25 protein-coding genes are annotated in these 26,826 nt (G+C 42.3%); 19 read left to right on the top strand and 6 right to left on the bottom strand.

Annotated elements, in window-relative coordinates:
• Positions 1 to 168 precede the first annotated feature (168 nt).
• From yidC to rpmH, 3 genes are all read right to left on the bottom strand, one after another.
• On the bottom strand, positions 169 to 996 hold the full coding sequence (yidC, locus tag EKM80_RS01190; protein WP_125551270.1) for a membrane protein insertase YidC: 828 nt from the start codon (positions 994 to 996) through the stop codon (positions 169 to 171).
• Positions 997 to 998: 2 nt separating this feature from the next.
• The gene (gene rnpA, locus EKM80_RS01185) at positions 999 to 1,352 is read right to left on the bottom strand and encodes a ribonuclease P protein component (protein ID WP_125551269.1); all 354 of its coding nucleotides are present in this window, start codon (positions 1,350 to 1,352) and stop codon (positions 999 to 1,001) included.
• 136 nt (positions 1,353 to 1,488) lie between these two features.
• Complete coding sequence (gene rpmH, locus EKM80_RS01180; protein ID WP_125550231.1) at positions 1,489 to 1,629, bottom strand: 50S ribosomal protein L34; 141 nt, start codon at positions 1,627 to 1,629, stop codon at positions 1,489 to 1,491.
• A gap of 537 nt (positions 1,630 to 2,166) precedes the next feature.
• Here rpmH and dnaA point away from each other — a divergent pair.
• The 18 genes from dnaA to EKM80_RS01090 all read left to right on the top strand — a co-directional run bounded on the left by dnaA (position 2,167) and on the right by EKM80_RS01090 (position 22,942).
• Complete coding sequence (gene dnaA, locus EKM80_RS01175) at positions 2,167 to 3,528, top strand: chromosomal replication initiator protein DnaA (protein ID WP_125551268.1); 1,362 nt, start codon at positions 2,167 to 2,169, stop codon at positions 3,526 to 3,528.
• 205 nt (positions 3,529 to 3,733) lie between these two features.
• Positions 3,734 to 4,873, top strand: a complete 1,140-nt coding sequence (gene dnaN, locus EKM80_RS01170) for a DNA polymerase III subunit beta (RefSeq protein WP_125551267.1) — start codon at positions 3,734 to 3,736, stop codon at positions 4,871 to 4,873.
• A gap of 357 nt (positions 4,874 to 5,230) precedes the next feature.
• A complete protein-coding gene (yaaA, locus tag EKM80_RS01165) occupies positions 5,231 to 5,470 on the top strand; it encodes a S4 domain-containing protein YaaA (RefSeq protein ID WP_125551266.1) in 240 nt (79 codons plus the stop codon).
• The gene (recF, locus tag EKM80_RS01160; RefSeq protein ID WP_125551265.1) at positions 5,470 to 6,564 is read left to right on the top strand and encodes a DNA replication/repair protein RecF; all 1,095 of its coding nucleotides are present in this window, start codon (positions 5,470 to 5,472) and stop codon (positions 6,562 to 6,564) included. Before yaaA ends, recF begins: the two co-directional genes overlap by 1 nt.
• 3 nt (positions 6,565 to 6,567) lie before the next feature.
• On the top strand, positions 6,568 to 8,541 hold the full coding sequence (gyrB, locus tag EKM80_RS01155) for a DNA topoisomerase (ATP-hydrolyzing) subunit B (RefSeq protein ID WP_386699094.1): 1,974 nt from the start codon (positions 6,568 to 6,570) through the stop codon (positions 8,539 to 8,541).
• 65 nt (positions 8,542 to 8,606) lie between these two features.
• Complete coding sequence (gyrA, locus tag EKM80_RS01150; RefSeq protein WP_125551263.1) at positions 8,607 to 11,186, top strand: DNA gyrase subunit A; 2,580 nt, start codon at positions 8,607 to 8,609, stop codon at positions 11,184 to 11,186.
• A gap of 378 nt (positions 11,187 to 11,564) precedes the next feature.
• Positions 11,565 to 11,864, top strand: coding sequence for a 30S ribosomal protein S6 (gene rpsF / locus EKM80_RS01145; RefSeq protein WP_125551262.1), 300 nt, complete (start codon positions 11,565 to 11,567; stop codon positions 11,862 to 11,864).
• 53 nt (positions 11,865 to 11,917) lie between these two features.
• Complete coding sequence (gene ssb / locus EKM80_RS01140) at positions 11,918 to 12,481, top strand: single-stranded DNA-binding protein (protein WP_125551261.1); 564 nt, start codon at positions 11,918 to 11,920, stop codon at positions 12,479 to 12,481.
• A 29-nt stretch (positions 12,482 to 12,510) separates the two neighbouring features.
• Entirely contained in the window at positions 12,511 to 12,756 is a 246-nt protein-coding gene (gene rpsR / locus EKM80_RS01135; RefSeq protein WP_003680800.1) for a 30S ribosomal protein S18, read from the top strand.
• Positions 12,757 to 12,927: 171 nt separating this feature from the next.
• A complete protein-coding gene (locus EKM80_RS01130) occupies positions 12,928 to 14,061 on the top strand; it encodes a GGDEF domain-containing protein (RefSeq protein ID WP_125551260.1) in 1,134 nt (377 codons plus the stop codon).
• A 299-nt stretch (positions 14,062 to 14,360) separates the two neighbouring features.
• Positions 14,361 to 15,023 (top strand): EAL domain-containing protein, encoded by a 663-nt coding sequence (locus EKM80_RS01125; RefSeq protein ID WP_125551259.1) that lies wholly within the window; start codon positions 14,361 to 14,363, stop codon positions 15,021 to 15,023.
• Positions 15,024 to 15,152: 129 nt separating this feature from the next.
• The gene (locus EKM80_RS01120) at positions 15,153 to 16,496 is read left to right on the top strand and encodes an FAD-dependent oxidoreductase (RefSeq protein WP_125551258.1); all 1,344 of its coding nucleotides are present in this window, start codon (positions 15,153 to 15,155) and stop codon (positions 16,494 to 16,496) included.
• Positions 16,497 to 16,694: 198 nt separating this feature from the next.
• Positions 16,695 to 18,707 (top strand): DHH family phosphoesterase, encoded by a 2,013-nt coding sequence (locus EKM80_RS01115; RefSeq protein ID WP_125551257.1) that lies wholly within the window; start codon positions 16,695 to 16,697, stop codon positions 18,705 to 18,707.
• Between the two features lie 27 nt (positions 18,708 to 18,734).
• Positions 18,735 to 19,187, top strand: a complete 453-nt coding sequence (gene rplI, locus EKM80_RS01110) for a 50S ribosomal protein L9 (protein WP_125551256.1) — start codon at positions 18,735 to 18,737, stop codon at positions 19,185 to 19,187.
• A 170-nt stretch (positions 19,188 to 19,357) separates the two neighbouring features.
• A complete protein-coding gene (dnaB, locus tag EKM80_RS01105) occupies positions 19,358 to 20,764 on the top strand; it encodes a replicative DNA helicase (protein WP_125551255.1) in 1,407 nt (468 codons plus the stop codon).
• Between the two features lie 8 nt (positions 20,765 to 20,772).
• Positions 20,773 to 20,919, top strand: coding sequence for a TMEM175 family protein (locus tag EKM80_RS15095; protein WP_125551254.1), 147 nt, complete (start codon positions 20,773 to 20,775; stop codon positions 20,917 to 20,919).
• Between the two features lie 194 nt (positions 20,920 to 21,113).
• The gene (locus tag EKM80_RS01095; RefSeq protein WP_125551253.1) at positions 21,114 to 22,433 is read left to right on the top strand and encodes a LysM peptidoglycan-binding domain-containing protein; all 1,320 of its coding nucleotides are present in this window, start codon (positions 21,114 to 21,116) and stop codon (positions 22,431 to 22,433) included.
• Positions 22,434 to 22,453: 20 nt separating this feature from the next.
• Positions 22,454 to 22,942 (top strand): hypothetical protein, encoded by a 489-nt coding sequence (locus EKM80_RS01090; RefSeq protein ID WP_125551252.1) that lies wholly within the window; start codon positions 22,454 to 22,456, stop codon positions 22,940 to 22,942.
• Positions 22,943 to 22,967: 25 nt separating this feature from the next.
• On the opposite strand, the gene EKM80_RS01085 is transcribed toward EKM80_RS01090, so the two are convergent.
• Positions 22,968 to 23,930, bottom strand: a complete 963-nt coding sequence (locus tag EKM80_RS01085; protein ID WP_125551251.1) for a TDT family transporter — start codon at positions 23,928 to 23,930, stop codon at positions 22,968 to 22,970.
• Positions 23,931 to 24,162: 232 nt separating this feature from the next.
• Between EKM80_RS01085 and EKM80_RS01080 the strand changes: the two genes are divergently transcribed.
• On the top strand, positions 24,163 to 25,455 hold the full coding sequence (locus EKM80_RS01080) for an adenylosuccinate synthase (protein ID WP_125551250.1): 1,293 nt from the start codon (positions 24,163 to 24,165) through the stop codon (positions 25,453 to 25,455).
• A 54-nt stretch (positions 25,456 to 25,509) separates the two neighbouring features.
• Here the strand turns inward: EKM80_RS01080 and EKM80_RS01075 are convergent, their stop codons facing one another.
• Positions 25,510 to 26,145 (bottom strand): ATP-binding cassette domain-containing protein, encoded by a 636-nt coding sequence (locus EKM80_RS01075; protein ID WP_125551249.1) that lies wholly within the window; start codon positions 26,143 to 26,145, stop codon positions 25,510 to 25,512.
• Positions 26,142 to 26,807: a molybdate ABC transporter permease subunit gene (gene modB / locus EKM80_RS01070; protein WP_125551248.1), complete on the bottom strand. Its 666-nt coding sequence runs from the start codon at positions 26,805 to 26,807 to the stop codon at positions 26,142 to 26,144. The genes EKM80_RS01075 and modB overlap by 4 nt, the downstream gene beginning before the upstream one ends.
• Positions 26,808 to 26,826: the final 19 nt, after the last annotated feature.

Genomic DNA, 26,826 nt, shown 5'->3' with positions numbered 1-26,826 from the left:
AGGGCCTTTCTCAGCTGTGTACTCGTCCATTATAACCTTCTCTAGTCTACACAATTTTGCCACGCAAAACTAGTGGGCAATCGTTGGGTTAATAATAAGTTCAACAAACTAGGTAATAAAAAAGAGCTAAAACCAAACGCAGTTGGCCTTAGCTCGATCAATGATGCATTATTTACGCTTTTTACCGCGGCGTGCCTTAGCGAGTTGCCGCTCTAGGTCACGCTTTTGCTGCTGCTTTGCTTCACGCTCAGCACGTAATTTAAATGGATTCATCAACAATAACGTTTGCCCAACGGAAAAAGCGTTGGTAACTACCCAGTAAACGGCTAAGGCTGAAGGTAAGCTGATCGCCATGAATAAGATCATGATCGGCATCCCCCATAGCATCAGGACGTTCTGGATCCCCGTTTGTTGGACTTGACCCATCATTGTTAATTTCGACGTTGCAAAGGTCAATACCGCCGCCAAAATTGGCAGAATAAAGTATGGATCCGCTTGGCCTAGTTGCATCCATAAAAAGTGGCCTGAGCGTAATACAGAGGTCCGCTGAATACCTTGATATAACGCAATCAAAACGGGCATCTGCACAACCAAGGGCAACATGCTGGCAAAGGGATGAACGCCAGCATCTTTATACAGTTTGGACATTTCACCTTGCAATTTTTGTTGCGTATCGACATCACGTGACGAATACTTACTTTGCAAAGCTTTCATTTGTGGCTGAATATCCATCATTTTTCGCGAACTATTCATCTGATATTGCATTAATGGCAAAATGATGATCCGGATAATAATGGTAAAAACGATAATTCCGACACCGTAGCTACCACCAAATAAGTTAGATAACCACACGATCGCCCGTGAGAAGTTCCAAATAATGTAGTGATCCCAAAAGCCAGTGCTGGTGCTTGTTACCGGCTTAGTGCTACAACCAGATAAGAATAAAACTAAGGTGAAGAGCCCGGCGACACCGAGCACTCGTTTCTTGTTTTTCACACTTATTCCCTCACTTCATCCGTTAGTAAATCAGCTAGAGTTAACACATGCACTAAGTTAGCCTTAGCCTCTACCTGTGTCAATCGATCGGCGTGTGGCCGCGCGATGACCAAAAAATCAACGTCTGTTTTCAATTGTGGTTTTAATTCCTGCAGACCTTGGCGAATCCGTCGCTTCACCTGATTACGGTGCACAGCGTTGCCCACACGCTTCCCTACCGAAATACCAACCCGAAAATGCTTTTGCCCCGGTTTTTCCAGCCGATAAACAATGTAGTTTCGATTAGCTTTGGAATTTCCGGTCTGGAATACGGTTTGGAAATCTGCTTCTTTTTTGACCCGATAAGATTTTCTCATGACGTATTTGATTACTCCAAATCTATGTACTGTGAGTAAACAAGATGCTTACTCACTTAGATATTACACTAAGTTGCGGTGTGGCGTAAACGCGTCCACTCGCAACTAATAAAAAAGACCACTGAGGGTCAGTGGTCTATGCAGACAATACTTTTCTGCCTTTTTGGCGTCTACGTTGTAACACGTTACGACCAGCGCTAGTGCTCATTCGTTTCATAAAACCATGGACACGTTCACGATGGCGTTTCTTTGGTTGGTATGTGCGTTTTGTTGACATATGCGATTAACCTCCTCGCGAAAATAAGTTTAAAACAAGCAATCATATTCAAATCAGTTATTTTCTAGTATAACGAATTTAATAGACTGACGTCAATAGCAATTACCAGAATATAATAGCATATTCCCTCCTTAAATGAAACTACTAAAAAAATAAAGTTATCCACAAAATATAGTGTGTAAGCCGTTTTTTCTGTGGATAGGTTGTTAATTTCAGATTTCAGTTTATACAACAAATCACAGCTATTTCCCCAACTTATCCACAAGATAACAGGCAGGAAAAAAGTAATCCACTTTCAGCCCTCACTTGTGGATAACCCGTGAAACATTCATTACAGCAGTGTTGTTTACGCACAAGCCCTTGTTTATCGTCCGATTTAAAAGACTAGTTATGCACAGCTAACTATTGCTTGTGGATAGTGGTTTTGAACAGCATGTTCATAAGTTTAGCTAACTTTTTTATTCTAGTAAAAGTTGTGGAAAACTTTTTTTGAGAATGCTAAAATGAAGATATGATTTTAAAAAAGGAGGCGTTTTTGTGCCTGAATTGGAAGATTTATGGGCGATAATTCGGGATGAACTCCAGCGTTCGCTTACCCCCGTGGGGTATAAAACCTGGGTCACCACCGCGAAACCGATCGCGTTAAACCAGAATCAGCTCATTATCGAAGTTCCTGAAGATCTGCAAAAAGATTATTGGGAACGCAACCTGGCTACAAAAGTGGTTGAATTCGTTTATCAACATACCGGCGGCGAAATTACACCGATCATTCAGACTGCCACGCATGCTGAAACCCCGCTGACCACTACCATATCGCCAAAAGAAGCAATGGGAGAGCGCAATACTGCAACAATTACACCAACGTTTATGCGCCCAACACATTTAAATAGTCGCTACACCTTTGATACATTTGTCACGGGTAAAGGCAATCAAATGGCGCACGCAGCGGCATTAGTCGTTTCTGAAGAACCTGGCACGATGTACAATCCACTATTTTTCTATGGTGGGGTTGGTCTAGGCAAAACCCATTTAATGCACGCTATTGGCCATCAAATGTTGACGTTACGGCCCGATGCAAAAGTTAAATATGTGACTTCTGAGGCCTTTGCCAATGATTTCATCAATTCGATTCAAACACGGCAGCAAGAACAGTTTCGCCAGGAATATCGCAGTGTCGACCTTCTATTAGTAGATGACATTCAGTTTTTCGCTGATAAGGAAGGGACACAGGAAGAATTTTTCCACACCTTTAACGCACTATATGATGATAAGAAACAAATTGTACTCACATCTGATCGCTTGCCAAATGAGATCCCAAAATTGCAGGAACGTTTGGTTTCCCGCTTTAAATGGGGACTATCAGTGGATATCACGCCACCAGATTTGGAAACCCGGATCGCAATTCTACGGAATAAGGCCGATGCAGAACAATTGCAGATTCCCGATGAGACGCTCAGTTATATTGCTGGCCAAATCGACTCCAATATTCGTGAATTGGAGGGTGCTTTAGTGCGCGTTCAGGCCTACGCTACAATGAAGCATCTGACGATCACCACCAGTTTAGCGGCTGATGCGCTAAAGAATTTAAAATTAGCGGGTAAAAACAATCAACTGTCAATTGCCGATATCCAAAATGAAGTGGCCAAGTATTATGAAGTCTCAGTTGCCGAACTTAAGGGCAAGAAACGCGTCAAAACAATTGTCATGCCGCGCCAAATTGCGATGTACTTGGCGCGTGAGCTTACTGATAACTCATTACCGAAGATCGGTAAGTCATTTGGTGGCAAGGACCACACAACGGTGATCCACGCCCACGAAAAAATTGCTCAAGCCTTAGAACAAAATGAAAGGCTGCAAAATGATGTGCGTGAACTCAAAAATAATTTACGTTCAAATTAAGCACCTGTGGATAAGCTGCTAATTAACCACAGAGATATCCACAGGTTATGCACATGTGGATATCTTTATTACCTAAGCTGTTTTTGAGTTTTCCACAAGATTAACAGCCCCTACTACTATTACTTAAAAATCTTTTATATAATATAACTACTGCTAACCGGAAACGGTTAGTTCGCCGTACCTAAAAAAGGAGGTTCTTTAACCCATGCAATTTTCAATCAAACGGTCGCTATTCGTTAAAAACTTAAACGACGTGCAACGCGCTATTTCATCCAAAACGACTATTCCAATATTAACTGGCTTAAAGTTAGTTCTAACTGAAGCTGGTTTAATGCTCACCGGTAGTGATGCTGATATTTCGATTGAGGCATTCATCTCAGCTGATGATGAAAAGAATGAACTCGAAGTCGGTTCAACGGGCTCAATCGTTTTACCTGCTCGTTTCTTTGGTGAAATCGTTAAGAAATTACCTGAAGACACAATGACCTTAGAAGTTAAAGACAATTTCCAAACTGAATTACGTTCTGGTCCCGCTGCCTTTACGATCAATGGCCTTGACGCCAATAACTACCCTAACTTGCCAGTGATCGATACTGACAAACAAGTTGTGTTGGACGCTGCTGTATTAAAACAATTGATCGCTCAAACGGTGATTGCTGTTTCCAATCAAGAAAGTCGGCCGATTTTAACGGGGATTCATTTAGTCTTAGCTGATCAAGAACTTTTAGCTGTCGCAACTGACAGCCATCGGTTAAGCCAACGCAAAATTCAATTGGATATTGACGCTGCTATTCATTACGATGTGATCATTCCTGGTAAAAGTCTCATCGAACTATCACGTACGCTCGGTGATGATGTGGAAAACGTTGAAATGCGGATCGCGGAAAATCAAGTTTTATTTGTCGCCGGCACAACATCGTTTTATTCACGTCTGCTGGAAGGCAATTATCCAGAAACCTCACGCTTGATTCCAACGAGCTCATCAACGCAGGTTGAATTTAACGCACCACAATTGTTGTCAGCCATTGAACGGGCATCTTTGTTGTCCCATGAAAGTCACAACAACGTGGTTAAATTAGCGCTAGATCCAGCAACGAACCAAGTGACGATCTATGGTAATTCGCCTGACGTTGGTAACGTAGAAGAAACGTTAGCCGGTAAGAATCTGACTGGTGACGAATTGGAAATCTCGTTTAATCCTGATTATATGAAGGATGCCTTGCATTCATTTGGGCAAACGGAGATCCGTATCGCCTTTACCTCAGCGCTGCGGCCGTTCACGTTAGTCCCAACTGAAGATGCCGATCATTTTATTCAATTGATCACCCCAGTTCGTACGTTCTAAACTTGTTATAAATTTAGCGTTGCCCGCAATTCTGGGCGACGCTTTTTTTGTATGAAAAGCACGTGAGGATCTTTGAGTGATTTTAAGCAGCAAAAATTTGGAAAAAAACCGGTGAAGTGGCTGATATGTGCATATTTTTTATTTTTAGCCATTTTTAGTCCAATTAGTGTCTTTTGCTTATTTTAAATTAAATTGCGTTAAACGGCTTAAATTGGCTGATTCGTTTGTGTTTCCACTAATAAACGGGTATAATATAAGGAGTAAGAAAACGGTCAATCGCCGTTTTATAGCCTATGAGCAGGGCGGCACAGTGATGTTGGCGGCCTATTTCATAATGGAAGCGTGGGGAATATTATTTTGAAGAAAATTGTCTACCTCGAGACAGCTTATTTAACGTTAGGACAACTACTGAAGGAACAAGCTTTAGTTCAATCTGGCGGCCAAGCTAAGTGGTTTTTGCGTGAGCAGACTGTTTTTGTAAATGGAATACCAGAAGATCGGCGCGGCCGTAAGTTAGTGGCTGGCGACGCGGTGGAGATTCCAGATACAGGCAGCTTTTTTTTACGGGCAGCAACGGCGGATAAGGCTGATGACTAATGTACCTCGATCATTTGCAATTAACGGATTATCGTAATTATGGTCATTTGACCGTCGATTTTTCGCCAGGAGTTAATGTGATGCTAGGCGAGAATGCCCAAGGTAAAACGAACTTGCTGGAAGCTATTTATGTATTGGCCTTGACTAAAAGCCACCGCACGCATAACGAAAAGGATTTTATTCGTTGGCAAACGGATTTTGCTAAAATTACTGGCTTAGTGCAAAAAAGTAGTGGCAAAGTGCCACTAGAATTGGTGATCAGCAAAAAAGGTAAAACGGTTAAGGTCAACCATTTAAAGCAGGCGAAGTTGTCGCAATATATTGGCCAGTTGAACGTCATTTTATTTGCGCCTGAGGATCTATCCTTGGTAAAAGGTGCCCCCGCAGTTCGGCGGCGGTTTATCGACATGGAGTTTGGCCAAATGAGTCCTAGTTATCTGTACAATAGCAGTGAATATAAAAAGGCTTTGCGCCAACGCAATCAATATTTAAAACAATTAAAGTATAAACAAGCGACTGATCGTCTGTATTTGGAAGTGTTATCCGATCAATTGGCTGAATATGGGAGTGCCATTATTAAGCAGCGGCTAGATTTTCTGACTAAGTTGGAAGGTTGGGCCCAAGTGTTGCATCATGATATCAGTAAAGGCCGCGAGCAACTGACCTTTGAATACGTCAGCCAACTCAAGGGCGATACCACGTTGCAGCAAGCTTTGCACGCTGATGTTGAGCATGAGATCGAGCAAGGCACAACGTTGATTGGACCACATCGGGATGATGTGCGTTTTTTAGTCAACGGCAAAAACGTGCAAACATTCGGTTCCCAAGGTCAGCAGCGAACGACAGCCTTGTCGGTTAAGCTGGCAGAAATCGATTTGATGAAGGAACAAACGGGCGAGTATCCCGTTTTACTACTGGACGATGTGTTGTCCGAATTAGACGATACGCGCCAGACGCATTTGCTCAAAGCAATTCAGCATAAGGTGCAAACTTTTTTGACCACGACTAGCTTAAGCGGTGTGGCTGAAACGATGATTGAAGCGCCGCGCGTTTTTCAAATCACGCACGGTGAATTGCAACAAACGACAGACTAATTAATGAACTTAGGAGGAATTTACTTGACGGATGCAGAGAAAAAAGAAGAACGCTTAGAAGAACTAGCTAAGTCCTATGACGCCAGCCAGATTCAGGTTCTTGAAGGCCTAGAAGCCGTACGTAAACGGCCAGGGATGTATATTGGGACCACTTCTTCCCAAGGGTTGCATCATTTGGTTTGGGAAATCGTCGATAATGGTATCGATGAAGCTTTAGCTGGTTTTGCTAACGAGATCAACGTAACCGTGGAAAAAGACAATTCGGTTCGCGTCACTGATAATGGTCGTGGTATTCCAGTTGATTTACAGCAAAAAACTGGGCGTCCTGCAGTGGAAACGATTTTCACCATTCTGCATGCCGGCGGTAAATTCGGCGGTGGCGGCTACAAAGTTTCTGGTGGGTTGCATGGTGTTGGTGCTTCCGTTGTTAATGCGCTGTCCTCTAAATTGACTGTTGAAGTCATCAAGGAAGGTCACCGTTATTACATGGACTTCAAGCGGGGCAAAGTGGCAACACAATTGAAAGATATCGGACCAGCGCCTGAACATGAACATGGTACGATCGTGCGTTTCTGGCCAGATCATGATATTTTCCAGGAAACGACTGTTTATGATATTAAAATTTTGACTACGCGGATTCGTGAATTGGCGTTCTTAAACAAGGGCTTGCGGATCACAATTGAAGATTTGCGGCCAGAAAAACCAACCCGCGAAGAATTCCACTACGAAGGTGGGATCAAGAGCTACGTTGAGTTCCTCGACAATGGCAAGCAAGATTTGTTCCCTGAACCAATTTATGTTGAAGGTATTGAAAAAGGCATCACAGTGGAAGTTGCATTGCAATATACCGAAGACTACCACACCAACCTAATGACCTTTACCAACAATATTCATACCTATGAAGGTGGCACCCATGAAGCTGGTTTTAAAACAGCCTTAACCCGGGTGATCAATGATTATGCCCATAAAAATGGCTTAATGAAGGATAATGAAGCCAATTTATCTGGTGAAGATGTTCGTGAAGGGATGACGGCGGTTGTTAGTATCAAACATCCGGATCCTCAATTCGAAGGACAAACTAAGACTAAATTAGGTAACTCCGATGCACGGACGGTTACAGATCATACTTTTTCTGAAACTTTCTCGCGTTATTTGATGGAAAATCCCAAAATTGCGCGCCAAGTCGTCGATAAAGGCTTATTGGCCTCAAAGGCACGTTTGGCGGCAAAACGGGCACGTGAAGTAACACGGAAAAAATCAGGTTTGGAAATCAGTAACTTACCTGGTAAATTAGCTGATAATTCCAGTAAAGACCCAGAGATTTCAGAATTGTTTATCGTCGAAGGGGATTCTGCCGGTGGTTCCGCTAAGCAAGGCCGTTCCCGCTTGACCCAAGCTATTTTGCCAATTCGTGGTAAGATTTTGAACGTCGAAAAAGCAACGATCGATCGTATTTTGGCCAATGAAGAAATTCGGACCTTGTTTACCGCAATGGGAACAGGTTTTGGTGATGAATTTGATTTGTCCAAGGCGCGTTACCATAAATTGATCATCATGACCGATGCCGATGTCGATGGTGCGCATATTCGCACCTTGCTACTGACCTTGTTCTATCGCTTTATGCGGCCAGTAGTTGAAGCAGGCTACGTTTATATTGCCCAGCCACCGTTGTATCAGGTGCGCCAAGGTAAGATGCAGCGCTATATTGATTCCGAGGAAGAGTTAAATCAGATTCTCGGCACTTTGCAACCAAGCCCTAAGCCTGTTATTCAGCGTTATAAAGGTCTTGGTGAAATGGATGCATCACAATTGTGGGAAACGACTATGGATCCAGATTATCGCCGTTTGTTGCGGGTTGATGTCACCGATGCTAAGGAAGCTGATGAAGTTTTCTCAATGTTGATGGGCGATAAAGTTGAGCCGCGCCGGAAATTTATTGAAGATAACGCCCATTATGTTGAAAACTTGGACGTATAAAAAGTGTCGCTTATATATTTAGCGTTCAAATTTTGAACACGTTTTTGAAGGGAGCAAATTAGTTAATGGCAGATGAACCACAAAATCAGCGTATTCAAAACGTCAATTTAGCCAAAACCATGCGGACCTCATTTCTAGATTATGCGATGAGTGTTATTGTGGCGCGGGCTTTGCCTGACGTTCGTGATGGCTTGAAACCAGTCCATCGGCGTATTCTTTACGGGATGAGTGAACTAGGTGTCACTCCAGATAAGCCATATAAGAAGTCTGCCCGGATCGTCGGTGATGTTATGGGTAAATTTCATCCGCATGGTGATTCAGCAATTTATGAATCAATGGTACGGATGGCCCAGGACTTTAGTTATCGCTACATGTTAGTTGATGGACACGGGAACTTCGGCTCAGTCGATGGGGATGGCGCTGCCGCAATGCGGTATACCGAAGCACGGATGAGCAAAATCGCTACTGAAATGTTACGTGATATCAATAAAGATACCATCGATTATCAAGACAACTATGACGGTAGTGAAAAAGAACCAGTTGTTTTACCAGCGCGTTTCCCTAACTTATTAGTTAATGGGGCAACTGGAATCGCCGTTGGGATGACGACCAATATTCCACCGCATAACTTAGCTGAAGTAATCAGTGGCTTACACATGTTGATGGATAATCCTGATGTGACAACAGCTGATTTGATGGAGGCTATTCCAGGGCCTGATTTTCCAACTGGTGGCTTAGTGATGGGCAAGTCGGGTATTCGCCGGGCTTACGAAACTGGTAAAGGGACGATTACTTTACGGGCCAAAACTGAGATTCAGGAAGAAAAGAACGGCAAGGAACGGATCATCGTAACCGAGATTCCGTATATGGTCAACAAGGCGAAATTAGTTGAACGGATTGCTGAATTAGCGCGCGACAAACGTTTAGAAGGAATCACGGACCTTAACGATGAATCTGATCGTGACGGGATGCGAATCGTTATCGATGTTCGTCGTGATATGTCGGCATCGGTTGTTTTAAATAATCTATACAAATTAACTTTGATGCAGACTTCGTTTGGCTTTAATATGCTAGCCATCGTTGATAACGCACCACGCTTATTATCGCTGAAGGAAATTTTACAATATTACCTGAAGCATCAAGAAGAAGTTATTCATCGCCGGACTGCCTTTGATTTACGTAAAGCACAGGCGCGGGCGCACATTTTAGCTGGTTTGCGGACTGCCTTAGATCATATCGATGAAATTATTCGGATCATCCGCAGTTCAAAAACAGGTGAAGTGGCAAAGGCCTTATTGATCGAACACTATGAATTAGACGATAAACAAGCACAAGCTATTTTGGATATGCGCTTGGTTCGTTTAACTGGTTTGGAACGCGATAAAGTCGAAGCTGAATACGCCGAATTGATGAAGAAGATTGCGGATTACGAGGATATTTTGGCTAAGCCAGAACGTATCCACAATATTATTTATCAAGAATTATTAGAGATCCAGAATAAGTTTGGTGACAAACGGCGGACGGAATTATTGGTTGGCGAAGTTCTTAGTCTAGAAGACGAAGACTTGATCGAAGAAGAAGACGTTGTGATCACTTTGACGCACAATGGCTATATCAAGCGGTTGCCAGCATCAGAATTTAAGACGCAAAATCGTGGTGGCCGTGGGATCCAGGGTATGGGGATCCACGATGATGATTTCATTGAGCATCTCGTCTTTACTTCCACCCATGATATGTTGCTGTTCTTCACCAATACCGGTAAAGTTTACCAAGCCAAAGGTTATGAAATTCCTGAATATGGCCGCACAGCTAAGGGGATTCCAGTGATCAACTTGTTAGGCATTGATTCCGGTGAACGGATTCAAACCGTTGTCAATGTAGCGGCCGACGCAGACGATAATTATTTATTGTTTACGACGCTTCAAGGGGTTACGAAACGGACGGCTGTCAGTGAGTTCCGCAATATTCGTAGCAATGGCCTTAAAGCAATCACGCTAAAAGATAGCGATGAGCTGATCAACGTTTGCCTAACCGATGGTAAGCAAAATATTATTATCGGCACGCATTTAGGTTACGCTGTTAGCTTTGCTGAAACCGCAGTTCGTTCCATGGGGCGCTCCGCAACTGGGGTCCGTGGGATCCGGTTACGTGAAGGTGACTATGTGGTCGGTTCCGATATTTTGGAATCAGACAGTGAAGTCTTGATTATTTCCGAAAAAGGCTACGGTAAGCGCACGCCTGCTGCACAGTACCCAATCAAGGGTCGTGGCGGTAAAGGGATCAAGACGGTCAACGTTAGCGCTAAAAATGGCCCATTAGCTGGGTTAGCGACGGTCAAAGGTGACGAAGATATTATGCTGATCACCAATACTGGTGTCGTGATTCGTTTCCATGTGGCCAATGTGTCACAAACTGGCCGTGCCACACTAGGTGTACGGCTGATCCGAGTTGACGATGATGCCGCTGTTGCAACGATGGCTAAAGTTGCTGCTGAGGACGAAACGGAGCCAGTGGCAGATGCTGCCACTAGTGACGCTGCCACAGTAGCACCAGAAGCGACAGCACCAACAACTGATCAAGCTTCAGCCCAAGTTGACGAATTAGTTCGCCGCGCTGAAACTGATCAGGATGATGATCAAGAATAAATTTAACTTAATTTAAAGTAACTCAAAGCATTTTCGCGTAGTTTATATATAGACGACGAGGAAATGCTTTTTGTGTTGAGTGTTGTTGATTGAAGGAGGCTGAATGAAAAACGCGTTATCTGAGCTTTACTTTATTGTTGTGTGTTTAAAAGTAGATTATTTTCTATAGTCAGAGTTGCCGGTTAAGGTGACATGAAGTGAGTGTAGCAGATGCAATGAACTGAATGAGTTTTTAAATACTCGTTTAAAAAAAGAAAACAAAGTTGAAACTTCAGACGGCGCATGCTATAATTTTACTTTGTGAGTATCTAAGATTTTAGATTCTCCTTGTTCTTACATTGAGTAAGGACCTTAAAGACCATAAGGAGGTGAACAGTCATGGCTCAATCAAAGAAATATGAAATTCTTTACATCGTGCGTACTGATATTGATGACGACGCTAAAACAGCTTTAGTCGAACGTTTTGATAGTATTTTACGCGATAACGGTGCTGAAGTGGTTGAATCAAAGGACTGGTCGAAACGGCGCTTAGCGTATGAAATCAAAAACTATCGCGAAGGTTTATACCATTTAATTAAGGTAACAACTGACGATGATACAGCGCTTAACGAATTCGACCGTCTGGCTAAGATCAATGACGAAATTTTACGTCATATGATCACACGCGTAGAAGAATAAGCATTTAAATCGAATAAATAAACATTAAAATTTTTAGAGAGGGGAGCGATTGGATGATCAATCGAGTAGTCCTAATTGGACGTTTGACCCGTGATGCTGAATTACGTTATACCAGTGGTGGTGCAGCAGTTGCTTCATTCACTTTAGCTGTTAATCGTCAATTCACTAACCGTAATGGGGAACGTGAAGCTGACTTTATTAACTGTGTGATGTGGCGTAAGTCAGCTGAGAACTTTACTAATTTCACCCATAAAGGGTCATTAGTGGGTATCGAAGGCCGAATTCAGACGCGGAATTATGATAACGCTGAAGGTCAACGAGTTTATGTGACCGAAGTTGTTGCCGATAATTTCTCGCTACTGGAATCACGTTCTGCTGATGAACACCGCCAACAAAATAGCGGTGGCCAAAGTACTGGTGGTTATAACAATAATAACCAAACTAGCAACTTTAACAACAATAACAACAGCAGTAGCGCATTCAACCAAGCTCCTCAATCAACAACTAATCCAGCACCTAGTAACGGTCCAGCCAGCAGCGCGAATAGCAATCCGAATGACCCATTTGCAAATAATGGTGATTCGATTGATATTTCCGATGATGACTTGCCATTCTAAGCACTGGTAATTTGAGGGAGGAATAAGCTATGGCTCAACAACGTAGAGGCGGACGTCGTCGTCGTAAAGTTGATTTTATCGCTGCTAATCATATTGAACATATCGATTACAAAGATACAGACTTATTACGTCGTTTTATTTCAGAACGCGGTAAGATTTTGCCACGTCGGGTAACTGGCACAAGTGCTAAGAACCAACGTAAAATCACCATCGCTATCAAACGCGCACGTATTATGGCATTACTACCATTCGTCGCAGAAGATACTGGGATGTAAACTTAAAATCCAGGGTAACCTGGTTTTTTTTTACCCAAAAATAGTGTTTCCTGTGAAACAAATGGTAAAAACTAATGATCAACTATTGGGAAAATTCGGTAAATCTGTTAAGGTTAAGGGGTTAAAACAAGACGTGGTTAGGCGTTGAAAAAGTTGAGGTTGAGATGAATCATGACGCTCGTTAGTAATATTACAATGTTAGTGATCGAGTTATTAGTCACATTAGGTGTCGTTTTTGGCTTTCAATTGATTGCTGATTATTATACGACCAAATACTCAAATGAAGTGGTTTGGATCGGTAATATGAATTGGCAAATGAAGTTAAGTGCCATTATTTACTTTTCGATTGTTGGGATTTCGCTATCGATCATTGAACATTTGTATTTCTACAATACAATGGAATTGATCAATTTACGGATCATGGCGGTTTTATTGATGGTCATTTTTCTGGGCACGCCGATTGCTACGGTAGTGCTCGTTGTAGCGAGTACGGCTTACTTTTTATTTTGGGGCATCCATACTTACATTATCATTTATTCCGCGTTGTACATTGGCTTATTCATTGTTATCTCAATGATCAATCATAGTAAACGGCTAAGCTTTTTGAGTCAATATGGCTTATTTTGTATTGTTGCCATGCTGTTTTGGATGGGGACTTATTTGTATAAGAATGAGGCGGCTGGCGGGGGCATGTCAGTGGCAGCATTGATCACGCATATTTTGGAAATGGTATTTCTCTGTGGGGCACCGATACTGATGATCCGGTTACTTGAACAAAATCAGTTAATGATCTCTGAGCAAACATTAGGCGCGTATATTGATGAATTGACTCAGCTCTATAACTACCATTCGTTTAGTTTGAATTTTGAACGAGCTTTTCAAAAAGCGCAACAAATACGTAAACCGCTGAGTTTGATGATTATGGATCTCGATGGCTTTAAACAGGTTAATGATACTTATGGCCATTTAGCGGGTAACCATGTTTTACGTGGTTTTAGCAAAATGTTGGCCAATGTATCTGAGGCTAATATTGTCGCTTACCGAATTGGTGGTGAGGAGATGGCTTTGGTGTTTAATGGGATCGAGGCCAAACAAGCCACGGTCGTTGCTAATCAGCTATTAGAAACGTTGCAACAACATGAATTCCACTATGAGGGCAGCCATATTAAACTTACCTTCTCTGCCGGATTAAGTCAGATCAAGGTTACCGACGAAACTTCCCGGGATTTCTTCCGCCGCTCGGACCATTTAACCTATACGGCCAAACGGGCTGGTGGAAATAGAGTGGCGGTTGTTACTGACTAAACTTACATCAGGAAATGCAATCTTTTTGTGTTATGGCAAGCCTTTCATGAATAGGCACCAGTAAGTATGGTATTAAATGTATTTAATTTGAGTACAATTTAATTGTTCATTTAATTAGGCGTGTGCTATAATTACAACTGAAGCTTAAGCAGAACTGTAAATAAAACTAAATGTTATTGATTGCTCAACTCTATTTGTTAAGACGGAACTAAATCGGTTTTGTCATGAATAGAGATACGACCCGCACTTGAGAGAGACAAGTTGCGGGCCTTTTTTATTTCTGGAAGGGGTAAGTCGCTATGTATAAGTATTTTGTCCAACCAATTTTGAACAAATATAATCAGACTTTAATTGGTTATGAACTCTTATTAAAACAAAAAACAGAAAATGGTTGGCGGCCGCCGGCTTCATTTACCGATATTCCACCTAAGATCGTTGCGGGCCTATTGTTTGAAACAACAAGCCAGCTGAAGTTAAAAATCGGTTCGTTATCATTAAATTTGAATCGCAGCCAAATGATCAATCCTGATATTGTAGCGGCTTTACTGGCGGCGCAAGATCAATTACGGCCAGTCAGAATTAAGATTGAAATTACTGAAGAAAAAACGGACGCTTCAATCACAAATCAACAGTTGATTCCTATTTTGCGTCAATTTTCTGATCATGGTATGGAGATTTCTTTGGACGATGTCGGTAGTGGGCGTAACTTGTTAGCGCAAATTAAGCAATTATTGCCTTATGCCCATGAAATCAAGTTTGCTTTACAAAACTTTGACGGCACGATCCATGATCCGTTGATGCAGGCTGAAGTTATCTTTTGGCGGAACTTTGCCGATCAACATCGGTTACGTTTTATTCTAGAAGGTATTGAAAATCAGGATGATGACGAGCTAGTCGATGATATGAAAATCGATTTACGCCAAGGCTACTATTATGGCAAGCCACATCCATTAGCAGTTTAGTCTTATTTATTTTAAATTAGCGGTCAGGTGCAACTGCTTTTTAGTTGACTGACCGTTAAAATTTGAGCTTGATTAGCTTATTTAAAGGTAATCAATAACTATTAATTGTGAAGTAGGGAGGTGCGGCTTTTGAAAGTTATTGTCGTTGGCTGTACACACGCAGGTGCGACTGTGATCACAGAAATCATGAAGCAGCATCCAGATACAGATGTTACCGTTTATGAACGTAATGATAATGTTTCATTTTTGTCTTGTGGTATTGCACTATATTTGCAGGATACTGTTGATCGTTTGGAAGATATGTTTTACGAAACGCCGGAACATTTGGCCGAATTAGGGGTCAATGTGAAGATTCGCCATGATGTTTTAAAAATAAATGCGAAGCAGCACCAAGTCACGGTTCAAGATTTAGAGTCGAAACGTATTTTTACGGATACTTACGATCGCTTGGTAATGACTACTGGTTCATCAGCGTCAGTGCCACCATTACGTGGTGTTGATAGTAGCAAGGTATTGGTTTGTAAGGACTACCATCAAGCTCAAGCGATTAAGAAAAGCGCCGAAACAAGCCGGCAGGTAACCATCGTTGGTGCTGGTTATTCTGGTATTGAATTAGCTGAAGCGTACGCAAATACTGACCACGAAGTTACCTTGTTACAAGGCGACAATCAGGTATTAGCTAACTATATTGATGCTAATATGTCTAAAGAAATTGTGGCGTTATTGCGGAAACATGGTGTTACTGTGCAGCTGAATACACACGTTAATGCTTTTCACACCGAGGGTCCTGATAATCCTGTACAAATTGAAACATCGCAAGGTGATTTCCAATCTGATCTTGTAGTTGTCTGCACAGGCTTTATTCCTAATACTGATTTATTAGAAGGGCAAGTGACGATTGATCGCCACGGCGCAATTGTGACTAATCAATGGCTAGAAACCTCTGATCCTACGATTTTCGCAGCGGGGGATGCTTGTGCCGCTAAATTTAACCCAACGGATGTTCCAACTTTTATTCCGTTGGCGACTAATGCAGTTCAACAAGGTCGAATCATTGCTAAAAATTTGTTTGGCCACGTGCAGCATTATCCAGGCACTCAAGCGACCACAGCATTACGCTTGTTTGATCAAACGTTAGCGACAACCGGCGTTACTTTGAAAAAAGCTTTGGCCAGCGGGGCTGATGCTGCTAGTGCAACCTACATTGGTCCCTATCGGCCACTGTTCATGCCAAAGACCAGTGAGGTTATGATCGAATTAGTTTATAGCAAAGTTGATCACCGCATTTTAGGGGCACAATTTTATGGTGAGTATGATCTCACCCAGTCGGCTAATGCTGTTTCGATCAGTATTCAAAATCATAATACGATTGAGGACCTAGCGTTTACCGATATGTTGTTCAATCCATTCTATGATCAGCCAGTTAATTATTTAAATCAGGTTGCACAAATGGCAATCGATCAAGAAGCATAAATAGAATTTATTTTGCAGAGACTGTGACGGTAAGCTTAGTCACAGCCTTCTTTTTATTTTCAACCAAGGATTACGAATAGTCGGCTAATGCTTATTAGCTAGGCGTCTTAGGGTGTACGCTGTACTTTTCGCTGTATCAGGAAAGCGATTGTGATAAAATAAGGATATTATGTAGGATCTCGGTCAAAAGGAGCTACTATGAAAAAATTGTTTTCAAGGGACCATTTGCCAGCGTTTTTACAAAATGATCGGTTACGCTTAATTGCAGTTGGTCTGATTGCCTTTGCTGCGCTGGGCGTTATCCTAGCCTTCTTCATTAAATTTATTTTAGGTATTTTTTTGTTAGTGTTGTTTGCGGCACTGGTTGGGACTGTTTTTTTTGCTTTAGAGACAGTAACAACGAATACGAACAAATATATTTCTGATCTGTCATATCGCATCAAGCGCGGCGAACAAGAAGCGCTGATCAAAATGCCAATCGGAATTTTATTGTATAGTGAAGATAACGAAATTGAATGGACCAATCCATATTTACAGGAATATTTAGGTAAAAAAGAAGTGTTGGGGGAAAAGATTGCAACAATCGACCCTGAGTTAGCTAAATTAATTACCGAAAATGAAGCGACTAATGAGCCAAAAACGGTGCGTTGGGGCGATAATCAGTTTGAAATCATTATTCAAGAGGGTATTCGGGTCGTTTATTTATTGGATATTACCCGCTATGCCAAAATTGAGGAACGGTATAATGACGAACAGCTTGCCATTGGCCAGGTTTTCCTTGATAATTATGATGAGATCACGCAGACGATGACCGACAAGAATATTGCTAACTTAAATAATTATGTGACTAATGAATTAAGTAATTGGGCGCGTCATTATGGGATGTTCTTGAAGCGAGTTGATGATGATCACTTTTTCGTGATGATTTACGCGCAAGCTTTGCAGAAAATTGAAGCTGATAACTTTAAAATTCTTGATCGGATTCGCGAGCGGACGTCGAAGCAAAATTATCCGTTGACCTTATCGTTGGGGATTGCGTACGGCAATACAGATCTGGCCAAGTTAGCAACACTTTCGCAAAGCAACCTTGATTTAGCTTTAGGCCGTGGCGGTGATCAAGTTGTCGTTAAGGCTGAAAATGAGCAAGCACGTTTTTATGGTGGTAAAACTAATCCGATGGAGAAGCGGACACGAGTGCGGGCACGGATGATCAGTCAAGCTTTGCAAGAAGTCATGAGTCAAGTCGATCGGATCTTCGTTATGGGTCACGCACAGCCAGATATGGACTCGTTAGGCGCTTGCTTAGGGATTCGCCGGATCGCTGCGATGAACGGTAAGAAATGCTCGATCGTCGTTAATCAAGAACATGTGCACACCGATATTCAGCGATTAATGGCTCAGTTAAAGGCTGACCCTAATATTGGCCCTGATATTTTAACACCAGATCAGGCACCAGAATTAGCGACTGATCATAGTTTACTGGTCATGGTGGATCATTCGAAACCATCGATCTCAACCAGTCCAATTTTATACCAGCGGTTAGCTAATCGGACGATCATCATCGACCATCATCGGCGTGGTGAAGAGTTTCCAGAAAATCCGATGTTGGTTTACATCGAACCTTATGCGTCATCAACTTGTGAGCTGATCACAGAAATGTTTGAGTATCAGCCGAAGGAAACTGAGGCAATCAATAAGCTTGAAGCCACGGCGATGTTGGCTGGGATAACAGTTGATACAAAGTCGTTCTCGTTGCGAACTGGGACGCGGACTTTTGATGCGGCCAGTTACTTACGTTCCGTTGGTGCGGATGCCATCATGGTGCAGCGCTTGTTGAAAGAGAACGTGGATAATTATATTCAAAAGAATCATTTGATCGAATCGATTGAATTTATTCAACCAAATGTGGCATTATGTTTAGGTGAGGAAGACGAAAGCTATGATCCAGTAATTGCTGCACAGGCTGCGGATACGTTGTTGTCGTTATCCGGCATTGATGCGTCGTTTGTCATTATTCGGCGGCCTAGTGGCGATGTTGGTATTTCTGCCCGCAGTCTCGGTAACGTGAACGTGCAGGTGATCATGGAACAACTCGGTGGCGGTGGTCATTTATCCAATGCCGCAACGCAGCTGGAAGATACAACGGTGGCTGCAGCGCGCGAACAACTGGAGCAAGTGTTAGCTAAGGCCGAGCAAGATACCGCCGAATAAGGCACAACTCAAGAGGGGGATTTAGCAATGAAAGTTATTTTCTTAGAAGATGTACGTGGTAAAGGCAAACGTGGGGAGATCAAGGAAGTCCCTGATGGTTATGCGCAAAACTTTTTAATCAAAAATGGCAAAGCTAAGTCGGCCACTAAGCAAGCAATGAGCCAATTGCACGGTCAACAACGGGCTGAAGAACGGCGCGCTGAAGAAGAACTAGCTGAAGCTAAAAAATTGAAAAAAGTGATCGAAGCAGATGATACTGTCGTTATTATCAAGTCTAAAGCAGGCGCTGATAGTCGTTTATTCGGTTCCGTACCTAGTAAACAGATTGCGCAAGCCTTGAAGCAGCAATATCAAATTGAGGTCGACAAGCGCAAAATTGAATTACCAGAACCAATTCGTGCGTTGGGCTATCGTAATGTACCAGTTAAATTATACGGTGATGTAACGGCAAAAATTCGGGTACATATTACCGAAAAATAAGCAGGTAAGTAATAGGGACAATCAGCGTTTAGCGGTACTAGCAAACGTTTGACGGTCCTTTTTAATTGCAGTTATTGTTGATTGCTACTACGCGCGGAACAACGTATAATAATGGCAGTATTTTATCGTTTGATGTCAGTTAGTTAGGTTTTTAAGAGAGGATTTTTTGCGTGAATGAATTGATCGATCAAACACCGCCACAGAATATTGAGGCCGAACAAGCGGTTCTCGGCGCGGTTTTTTTAAATCCTGATGCGTTGGTTGAAGCGATGGAATTTGTTACGCCGGATGATTTTTATCGGCGCGCTCATCAAGTGATTTTCCAAGCAATGGTGGATTTAAATGATGCTTCCGAAGCGATTGATGTGGTGACGCTAAAGGACCGCTTAGATGGGCAAAACCAGCTGGAAGATATCGGCGGTTTGCCTTATTTAGCCGACTTAGCAGTGGCCGTACCAACAGCAGCTAACGTGGCCCATTATGCCAAAATTGTGCAGGAAAAGTCGATTTTACGGCGCTTGATCAAGGCAGCGACGAATATCGTTACTAAAAGCTACACTGAAGACGACGTTACGGCGATTTTGGACGAAGCGGAACAAGACATCATGAACGTCTCCGAACAGCGAAATTCGACTGGTTTTAAGTCGATTTCAGACGTTTTAAATAGTACGATCGAACAAATTGATCAGTTGTATCAAAATAATGACGATATTACTGGTTTACCAACAGGCTATCGTGATTTAGACAAAATGACTGCTGGCTTGCAGGAAGACGAATTAATTATTTTAGCTGCGCGGCCAGCCGTTGGTAAAACAGCCTTTGCGCTAAATATTGCCCAGAATGTAGGTACTAAAACTGACAAAACAGTGGCTATTTTTAGTTTGGAAATGAGTGCTGAGTCGTTGGTCAACCGGATGTTGTGCGCAGAAGGCAGTATCGATGCGAGTCATTTGCGAACAGGTCAGTTATCCGAAGAGGAATGGCAAAACTTGATCATCGCCATGGGTAGCTTGTCCAAGGCATCGATCTATATTGACGATACGCCAGGCAATAAAATGTCCGAGATCCGCGCTAAATGCCGCCGCTTGGCTAAGGAAAAGGGTAATCTAGGCTTAGTTGTGGTCGATTATTTACAGCTGATCGAAGGTAGCAATAAAGAAAGCCGGCAACAAGAAGTGTCTGGTATTTCGCGGCAACTTAAAAAATTAGCCAAAGAGTTACGAGTGCCAGTAATTGCGTTATCACAGCTTTCCCGTGGTGTTGAACAGCGGCAAGATAAGCGGCCAGTGCTGTCTGATATTCGTGAATCAGGGTCGATCGAACAGGATGCTGATATCGTTGCTTTCTTGTATCGTGAAGATTATTATCGTGATGAAGATGGTGGCGATGACGACGACAATAGTAAATTCGCCCAAAATAGTGCCGCTGGTGGTCAGCGTGACGAGGATCAAGAAGTTGGCGAAGTTGAAATCATTATTGAGAAAAACCGAAGTGGCGCGCGCGGTACGGTAAAATTATTATTCGTGAAGCAATATAATAAATTTTCCTCGATTGCTTACGTGCCGGAAGCGCAATAGGTGACGTTATGAAAGAAAAATTGAAAGAACGCTTGGACGTTTTTAGTGATGCGATCATTGCCATTTTGATCACAATTATGGTCTTAGAATTACCAGTGGAAATTCAGGGACAAAGTGTTCATTATGCGCAGTTATTTCATGCAGTTGGGATTTAAAGATGGAAACAGTTCGAAATAAGCCTGCGATCTAGTTTTAGGTCACACGCTTATTTTTTTTCGCTTAAAACAGATACCAACGCAATTATCGAGTGATCTATTGCCTATGAATTAAACAAAGCTTGAGTTATTTTAATAAATTAGTTATTATGAAAGTATAAAAAAAGCCTTTTAAATCAAGCGGAGGACAAAAAATGAATAAAAAACAAATTGTTGGGGCAACAATTGCGAGTGCTTTATTGTTTGCACCGCTCATTGCGCAAACAACAACTGTATTGGCCGATAGTTTCTATGCTAATCAGACGAATGCTGAGCGAGCTGATATTACCAATTGGGTAGCTAATACATCAGAACAAATTAGCAGTAATATTAGTGCACAGCACATCGACGTCAATAATTTAAATCAAAGCGATCAGAATAAATACGTGATCCAGTGGGGCGATACATTATCAGGTATCTCTGCGGCAACTGGTATTTCTGTGCGCCAATTAGCGTATGACAACAATATTCGGAATATTGATTTGATTTATGCAGGTGACACTTTAATGCTGAATCGCGATGGCTATGTACCAACTGATTGGTATTACTATGGTGATGGGTGGCAAGTTGCGAATACCAAGGTCACCATCAATAATTTTACCGAAAATTCTGATAATTCGACCCATATTGATGTATCACCAGTGAGCGTTGATGATCACAGTAAGACGACGAATAATTATCAATCACCTGCTGATGAGTCTAGTTCAGGGAAAACAGCAACTGGTACTAGCGAGGCTGATGAAACTGATAATGATTCGACTGCACTAAGTGATTCCGCAGCGACAACAAGTACAAGTTCTACAACTAAGGAAGCTGATAGCACTTCATCTGACAAAGAAACTAACAGTACGACAACAACTAATCGCTTAGATGAAGATGAATTCGGCGAAGCAATCAATGATAAATTAGCGACCAAATTAGATCTTGATGACGAGACAACTGATAAGCTGACGGTTGATTTTACAGCGGCTACTGATGATGATGCCACCACTGATACTGAAAGTAATGATGATGCTGAATCGACTGTTACGGACGACGACGCAGCTGCTAGTGATGAAGACACCGATACTGATACTGAGGATAATGATACCCAAACGGTTTATACTGAAGATCAGACGATCACGACTAATAGCACGACTTTGACGACGAAAAATGCGAACAAGGTTGCTAAGAAAATCTATAAGCAATTAAAGGCTGACGATAAACTAAGTGATTTGGATGCTGCTGACGAAATCGAAGTGACGGTCACTGCAACTGCTGATGGCTTTGATTTTAACGTAACATTAACGACTGAAGCAGCGGCTGATAACGATAGCTCAGAAAGTACAACCGATGCTGATGAAGCTAGTGATTCAAATACAGATTCTGAATCAGAATCAGATTCAGATTCCACTTCTAGTGAAGACGAAGACAGTAATGATAGTGTGACTACTGATTCAGAGACCACTGTTAATACGACAGATGTTGACGAATAATTGAGGGAGTTGGCAAACTAATGCGGACAACAAAAAAGGCGAGCCATAAAAAGCGCTGGGCAATCATCGGTGTGTTGATCGTGATTATCTTGGCCGTTGGTGGCGGTTATTATTGGAATATGGGTCATTCTGTGGCCAAACGTATTCCAGGTAATACTTATCGGTATCAGAGTACCGCTAATGATAAATCACTTTATCTGACTTTTTCGAAAAATGACAATAAAGTAGTTGTTAATCAAAATAAAACAATTGCACTAGATGCTGCGCAAAGTCAGAGTGCCTTTGATAAAGAATACACAACGCAGTCAAAGACGATCAACTGGAGCTACAAAGCTGAAGGTGGTACGTTAACGTTGGCGCAACTTAAGGCGAACAAGGTTTCGCAATGGCAATATAATAAGATTCTAGCCACTAGTAACAAATTCACGGCGCGAAGCTTTACTTATCAAATTGCGCAAGCTGGTCAGGGACAAGTCAAAGGAAAAGCCGTTTTTGAAAAAGTAAATTAAGCGTAAATTAAAAAAGTCTAGCGATTTAATCGCTAGACTTTTTTGTCATTCGTTTCTGGGTCATTGGTTCATTTTGCCGCCATAAGTAGCGGAGATAACGTAACGAAATACAGCCAACAACGACTAAGGCAATTAAGCTTTCACCACGAGCCGCCATTTGTAGCCAGATAACGTGCTGACCGCCTTTTTGCAAGTAGTCGACTAAGTAGGTCATGGCTAAGGCACTGATCACCAGTGGGAAGGTGAAGGCCGCATAGCTGGGGTAAAATGGAACCTGAGCTAGCCGTGGCATTAAAAATAGGACAAGCAAGTAAGCAGATTGCGCCAAAATAACCAGAGCTAATAGTAAGCCAGCTTGTGGATGAGCGAAGTCGCGTAGGTACCCAGCTAGGCATAGGGAACCAGGGGCCGCGATAACTGTAATCAGTGGTAACGTAGCTTCCGGCATTTGATGCATAAATAAAACGCGCCACAAAACCAGCGGTAGTAAGACTAAATAAGCACTTAAAGCCAACCAAAATGTAATTTGGCCCACTAGTGGATTAAAGTTAGCGGCGGTCAGCGGAATAACGCCAATACCGACATAAACGATAAACCAACTGGGATAAATTTGCGCTAACTTTAAATGGCGGTTGCTAACAAAGTGCCAGGTGAAATAAATCAATAAGCCGTACTGCAAGCCAACGCCAATGTACCAAATACTATTGGCTAGTAGTGGATAAGCGGTGAAAAAAGTAGCCGTAACCAGCAGCGCCATTGGCAAATTAGGCGCGACGGACGCAATAATTGGATCCTGCAGATCAGTTAAGGTTGTTTGTGGTGCACTAATAATTTTTAACACGATAATAATAATTAAAACGGTTCCAATAGCACCTAAAAAATCGCCGATAATTAAGTGTTGATAGTCTTTAAACAGATTACCTAACGAAACGATCGCTAAAATTAGGCCACAAATTGGCAACGGAATTGATTTCAAAAATCTAGACAAATTTGAAGCCTCCTACTTAAAAATGAAACTGATATTATTTTACGTAAGTTTGGTAATTTTTACAACCAAATAGTGATATTTAATTAATGTTCGGATTTTAGTTAATAATTTGCAAATTTAAATAATTTCATTCGGATTTAACTTGAAGTGACACGCTTTTCTTGTTAGAATGAGTCTTGGTGTGTTGTTGCAATGCAGCAAGGCATACACTAATTCAATGAGGTGTTATCATATGGCATCAGTTGTTGTAGTAGGATCCCAATGGGGCGATGAAGGAAAAGGGAAAATCACCGATTTCTTGGGCGAAAACGCCGACATTATTGCTCGGTCACAAGGCGGCGACAACGCGGGGCATACAATCCACGGGCTAGGCAAAGTCTTGAAACTTCGCTTAATTCCATCCGGTATTCTGTATCCCAATAAAATCTCGATCATCGGTAACGGTGTGGTGGTCAATCCAGAATCGTTGGTAGCAGAATTGGACTACTTAGCTGAGAATGGGGTAACGGCGGATAATCTACGGATTTCCGACCGCGCCCACGTAATTTTACCCTACCATATCGAACTTGACCGCTTGCAAGAAGCAAGTAAAGGCGATCAAAAAATCGGTACCACCAATCGCGGTATTGGCCCAGCTTATATGGATAAAGCAGCCCGTACTGGGATTCGGATGGTCGATCTACTCGATAAGGATGTTTTTGCAAAGAAATTACGTGAAAATCTCGACTTTAAGAATCAATTATTTACTAAAATCTATGGCGGTTCAGCGCTGAAATTTGACGATATTTTCGACACTTATTACGCTTATGGACAACGCCTAAAACAATTTGTTGCGGATACATCAGTTATTTTAAACGATGCTTTAGACGCTGGTAAAAATGTTTTATTTGAAGGTGCTCAAGGGGTCATGTTGGATATCGACCAAGGTACGTATCCTTTTGTTACTTCTTCAAATCCTGTTGCTGGCGGTGTCACAGTCGGTAATGGCGTTGGGCCAACCCATATCAATCGTGTTGTTGGTGTCTGCAAGGCTTACACCTCACGGGTTGGCGATGGGCCATTCCCAACTGAATTATTGAACGAAACCGGCGATTTCTTACGTGAAGCGGGCCACGAATATGGTACCGTAACGAAGCGGCCACGGCGGATCGGCTGGTTTGATTCCGTTGTTATGCGCCATGCCAAGCGTGTTTCGGGCTTGACTGACCTTTGCTTGAATTCAATCGACGTTTTAACGGGCCTAGACACGGTTAAGATTTGTACTGCCTATGACCGTGATGGCGAAACGATTTATCATTATCCTGCTAGTCTAGATGAATTGGCTAAATGCAAACCAATTTACGAAGAAATGCCTGGTTGGAAGGAAGATATCACTGGTGTTAAAACATTAGCTGAACTTCCAGAAAACGCGCGCCATTATGTTGAACGAGTAGCTGCCTTAGTTGGCGTCGATATCGCCACTTTCTCAGTTGGTCCTGATCGTGATCAAACCAATGTATTAACTGAAATCTGGAATGAAGCTTAGTGAGATAAAGTGTCAAAAAAATAGCCGCAATTGCGGCTATTTTTGTACATTCGATCAACGTTCCAACGCTAAAATATTATCAGTAAAAGCCGTAATTTCGTCGCGGCGATGAGAAACAATGATAACTTGAGTCCCTGGTGTTTTGGCCAATACGTTTTTAGTGAGGTCAATTGCTCGCTGCCGTAATTGATCATCCAGACCAGTAAATGGTTCATCTAGTAGTAATAATTGTGGTCGTGAAATCAATGCCCGACACAACGCAACTCGTTGCCGCTGACCACCAGAAAGTTGGGTTACTGGCCGCGTTAAATATGCCTCTAATTCAAGTTCAGTGATCAATTGTTGCTCAAATTCAGTATCGACTTGGCGCGGTTGAGCCTTTAAACGCCGATAAAATTCAATATTAGCCTGGGCGGTTAAATGGGGAAATAATGCCAAATCTTGAAACATGAAGCCAAGTCGGCGTGTTTTTGGTGGTAAATTGATTTTTTGTGCAGCGTCAAACCATACTTGCTCTTGGCAAGTGATTCGGCCAGTTTCAGCGGTGGTTAGGCCAGCAATGATCCGTAGTAACGTCGTTTTACCAACGCCAGATGGTCCCATTAAGCCATAGATCTGTTCAGTGAGCGTAGCGGTAAAATTCAGCTGGCGCGCATTCATTTGCTTGTGGATCGCGATAGCTAGCGTCATAATTGCTGCTTCTTCCTTTCAATTTGTTGATTAAGTAAGTGGATCAGTAGCAAGGCGCAAACGCCAATCAAAATATTGACGCCACTTAATAGCAGAGCCGTTGACGTGTCACCACCTTGAATCGAAAAATAAATACTAGTTGCGATGGTGTCCGTTTTCCCTTCAATATAACCGGCGACCATCAAGGATGCGCCAAATTCACCTAGCCCCCGACAAAAAGTCAGTAGTAGGCCGATAATCAAGCCTTGATAAGCATTGGGTATAACGACTAGGCGTAGTGTTTCAAATGGTGTGGCGCCCATTACAGTAGCCGCCTCGATTAAGTTGCTGTCAACACTGAGTAACGCCGCCTTCAGGGCTTGATACATGATCGGTAAAACAACAATAATTGTAGCCAAGACCGCACCACTAAGTGTGAAAATAAGGCTATAGTTATGAAATAAAGCTAAAAAACGGCCACCAAAGCCGAATTTACCAAATAATTGCAAGAGAAATAAACCGACCACAGTTGGCGGTAAGACCAGTGGTAATAGCAATAAGCTTTCTAATACCCAACCAAAATGAGTATGCCGGCGGATTAAAAAGTAGGCCACTGGTAATGCGACTAAAAAGGTGATCAGTGTAGCGCTGATCGCGATAATTAAAGAATGAATAATTGGCATGACGGCACCTCATTAACAA

Source organism: Loigolactobacillus jiayinensis (genome assembly GCF_003946445.1).
GTDB classification, from domain to species: domain Bacteria; phylum Bacillota; class Bacilli; order Lactobacillales; family Lactobacillaceae; genus Loigolactobacillus; species Loigolactobacillus jiayinensis.
This window is presented reverse-complemented; position numbering and strand designations above follow the sequence as displayed.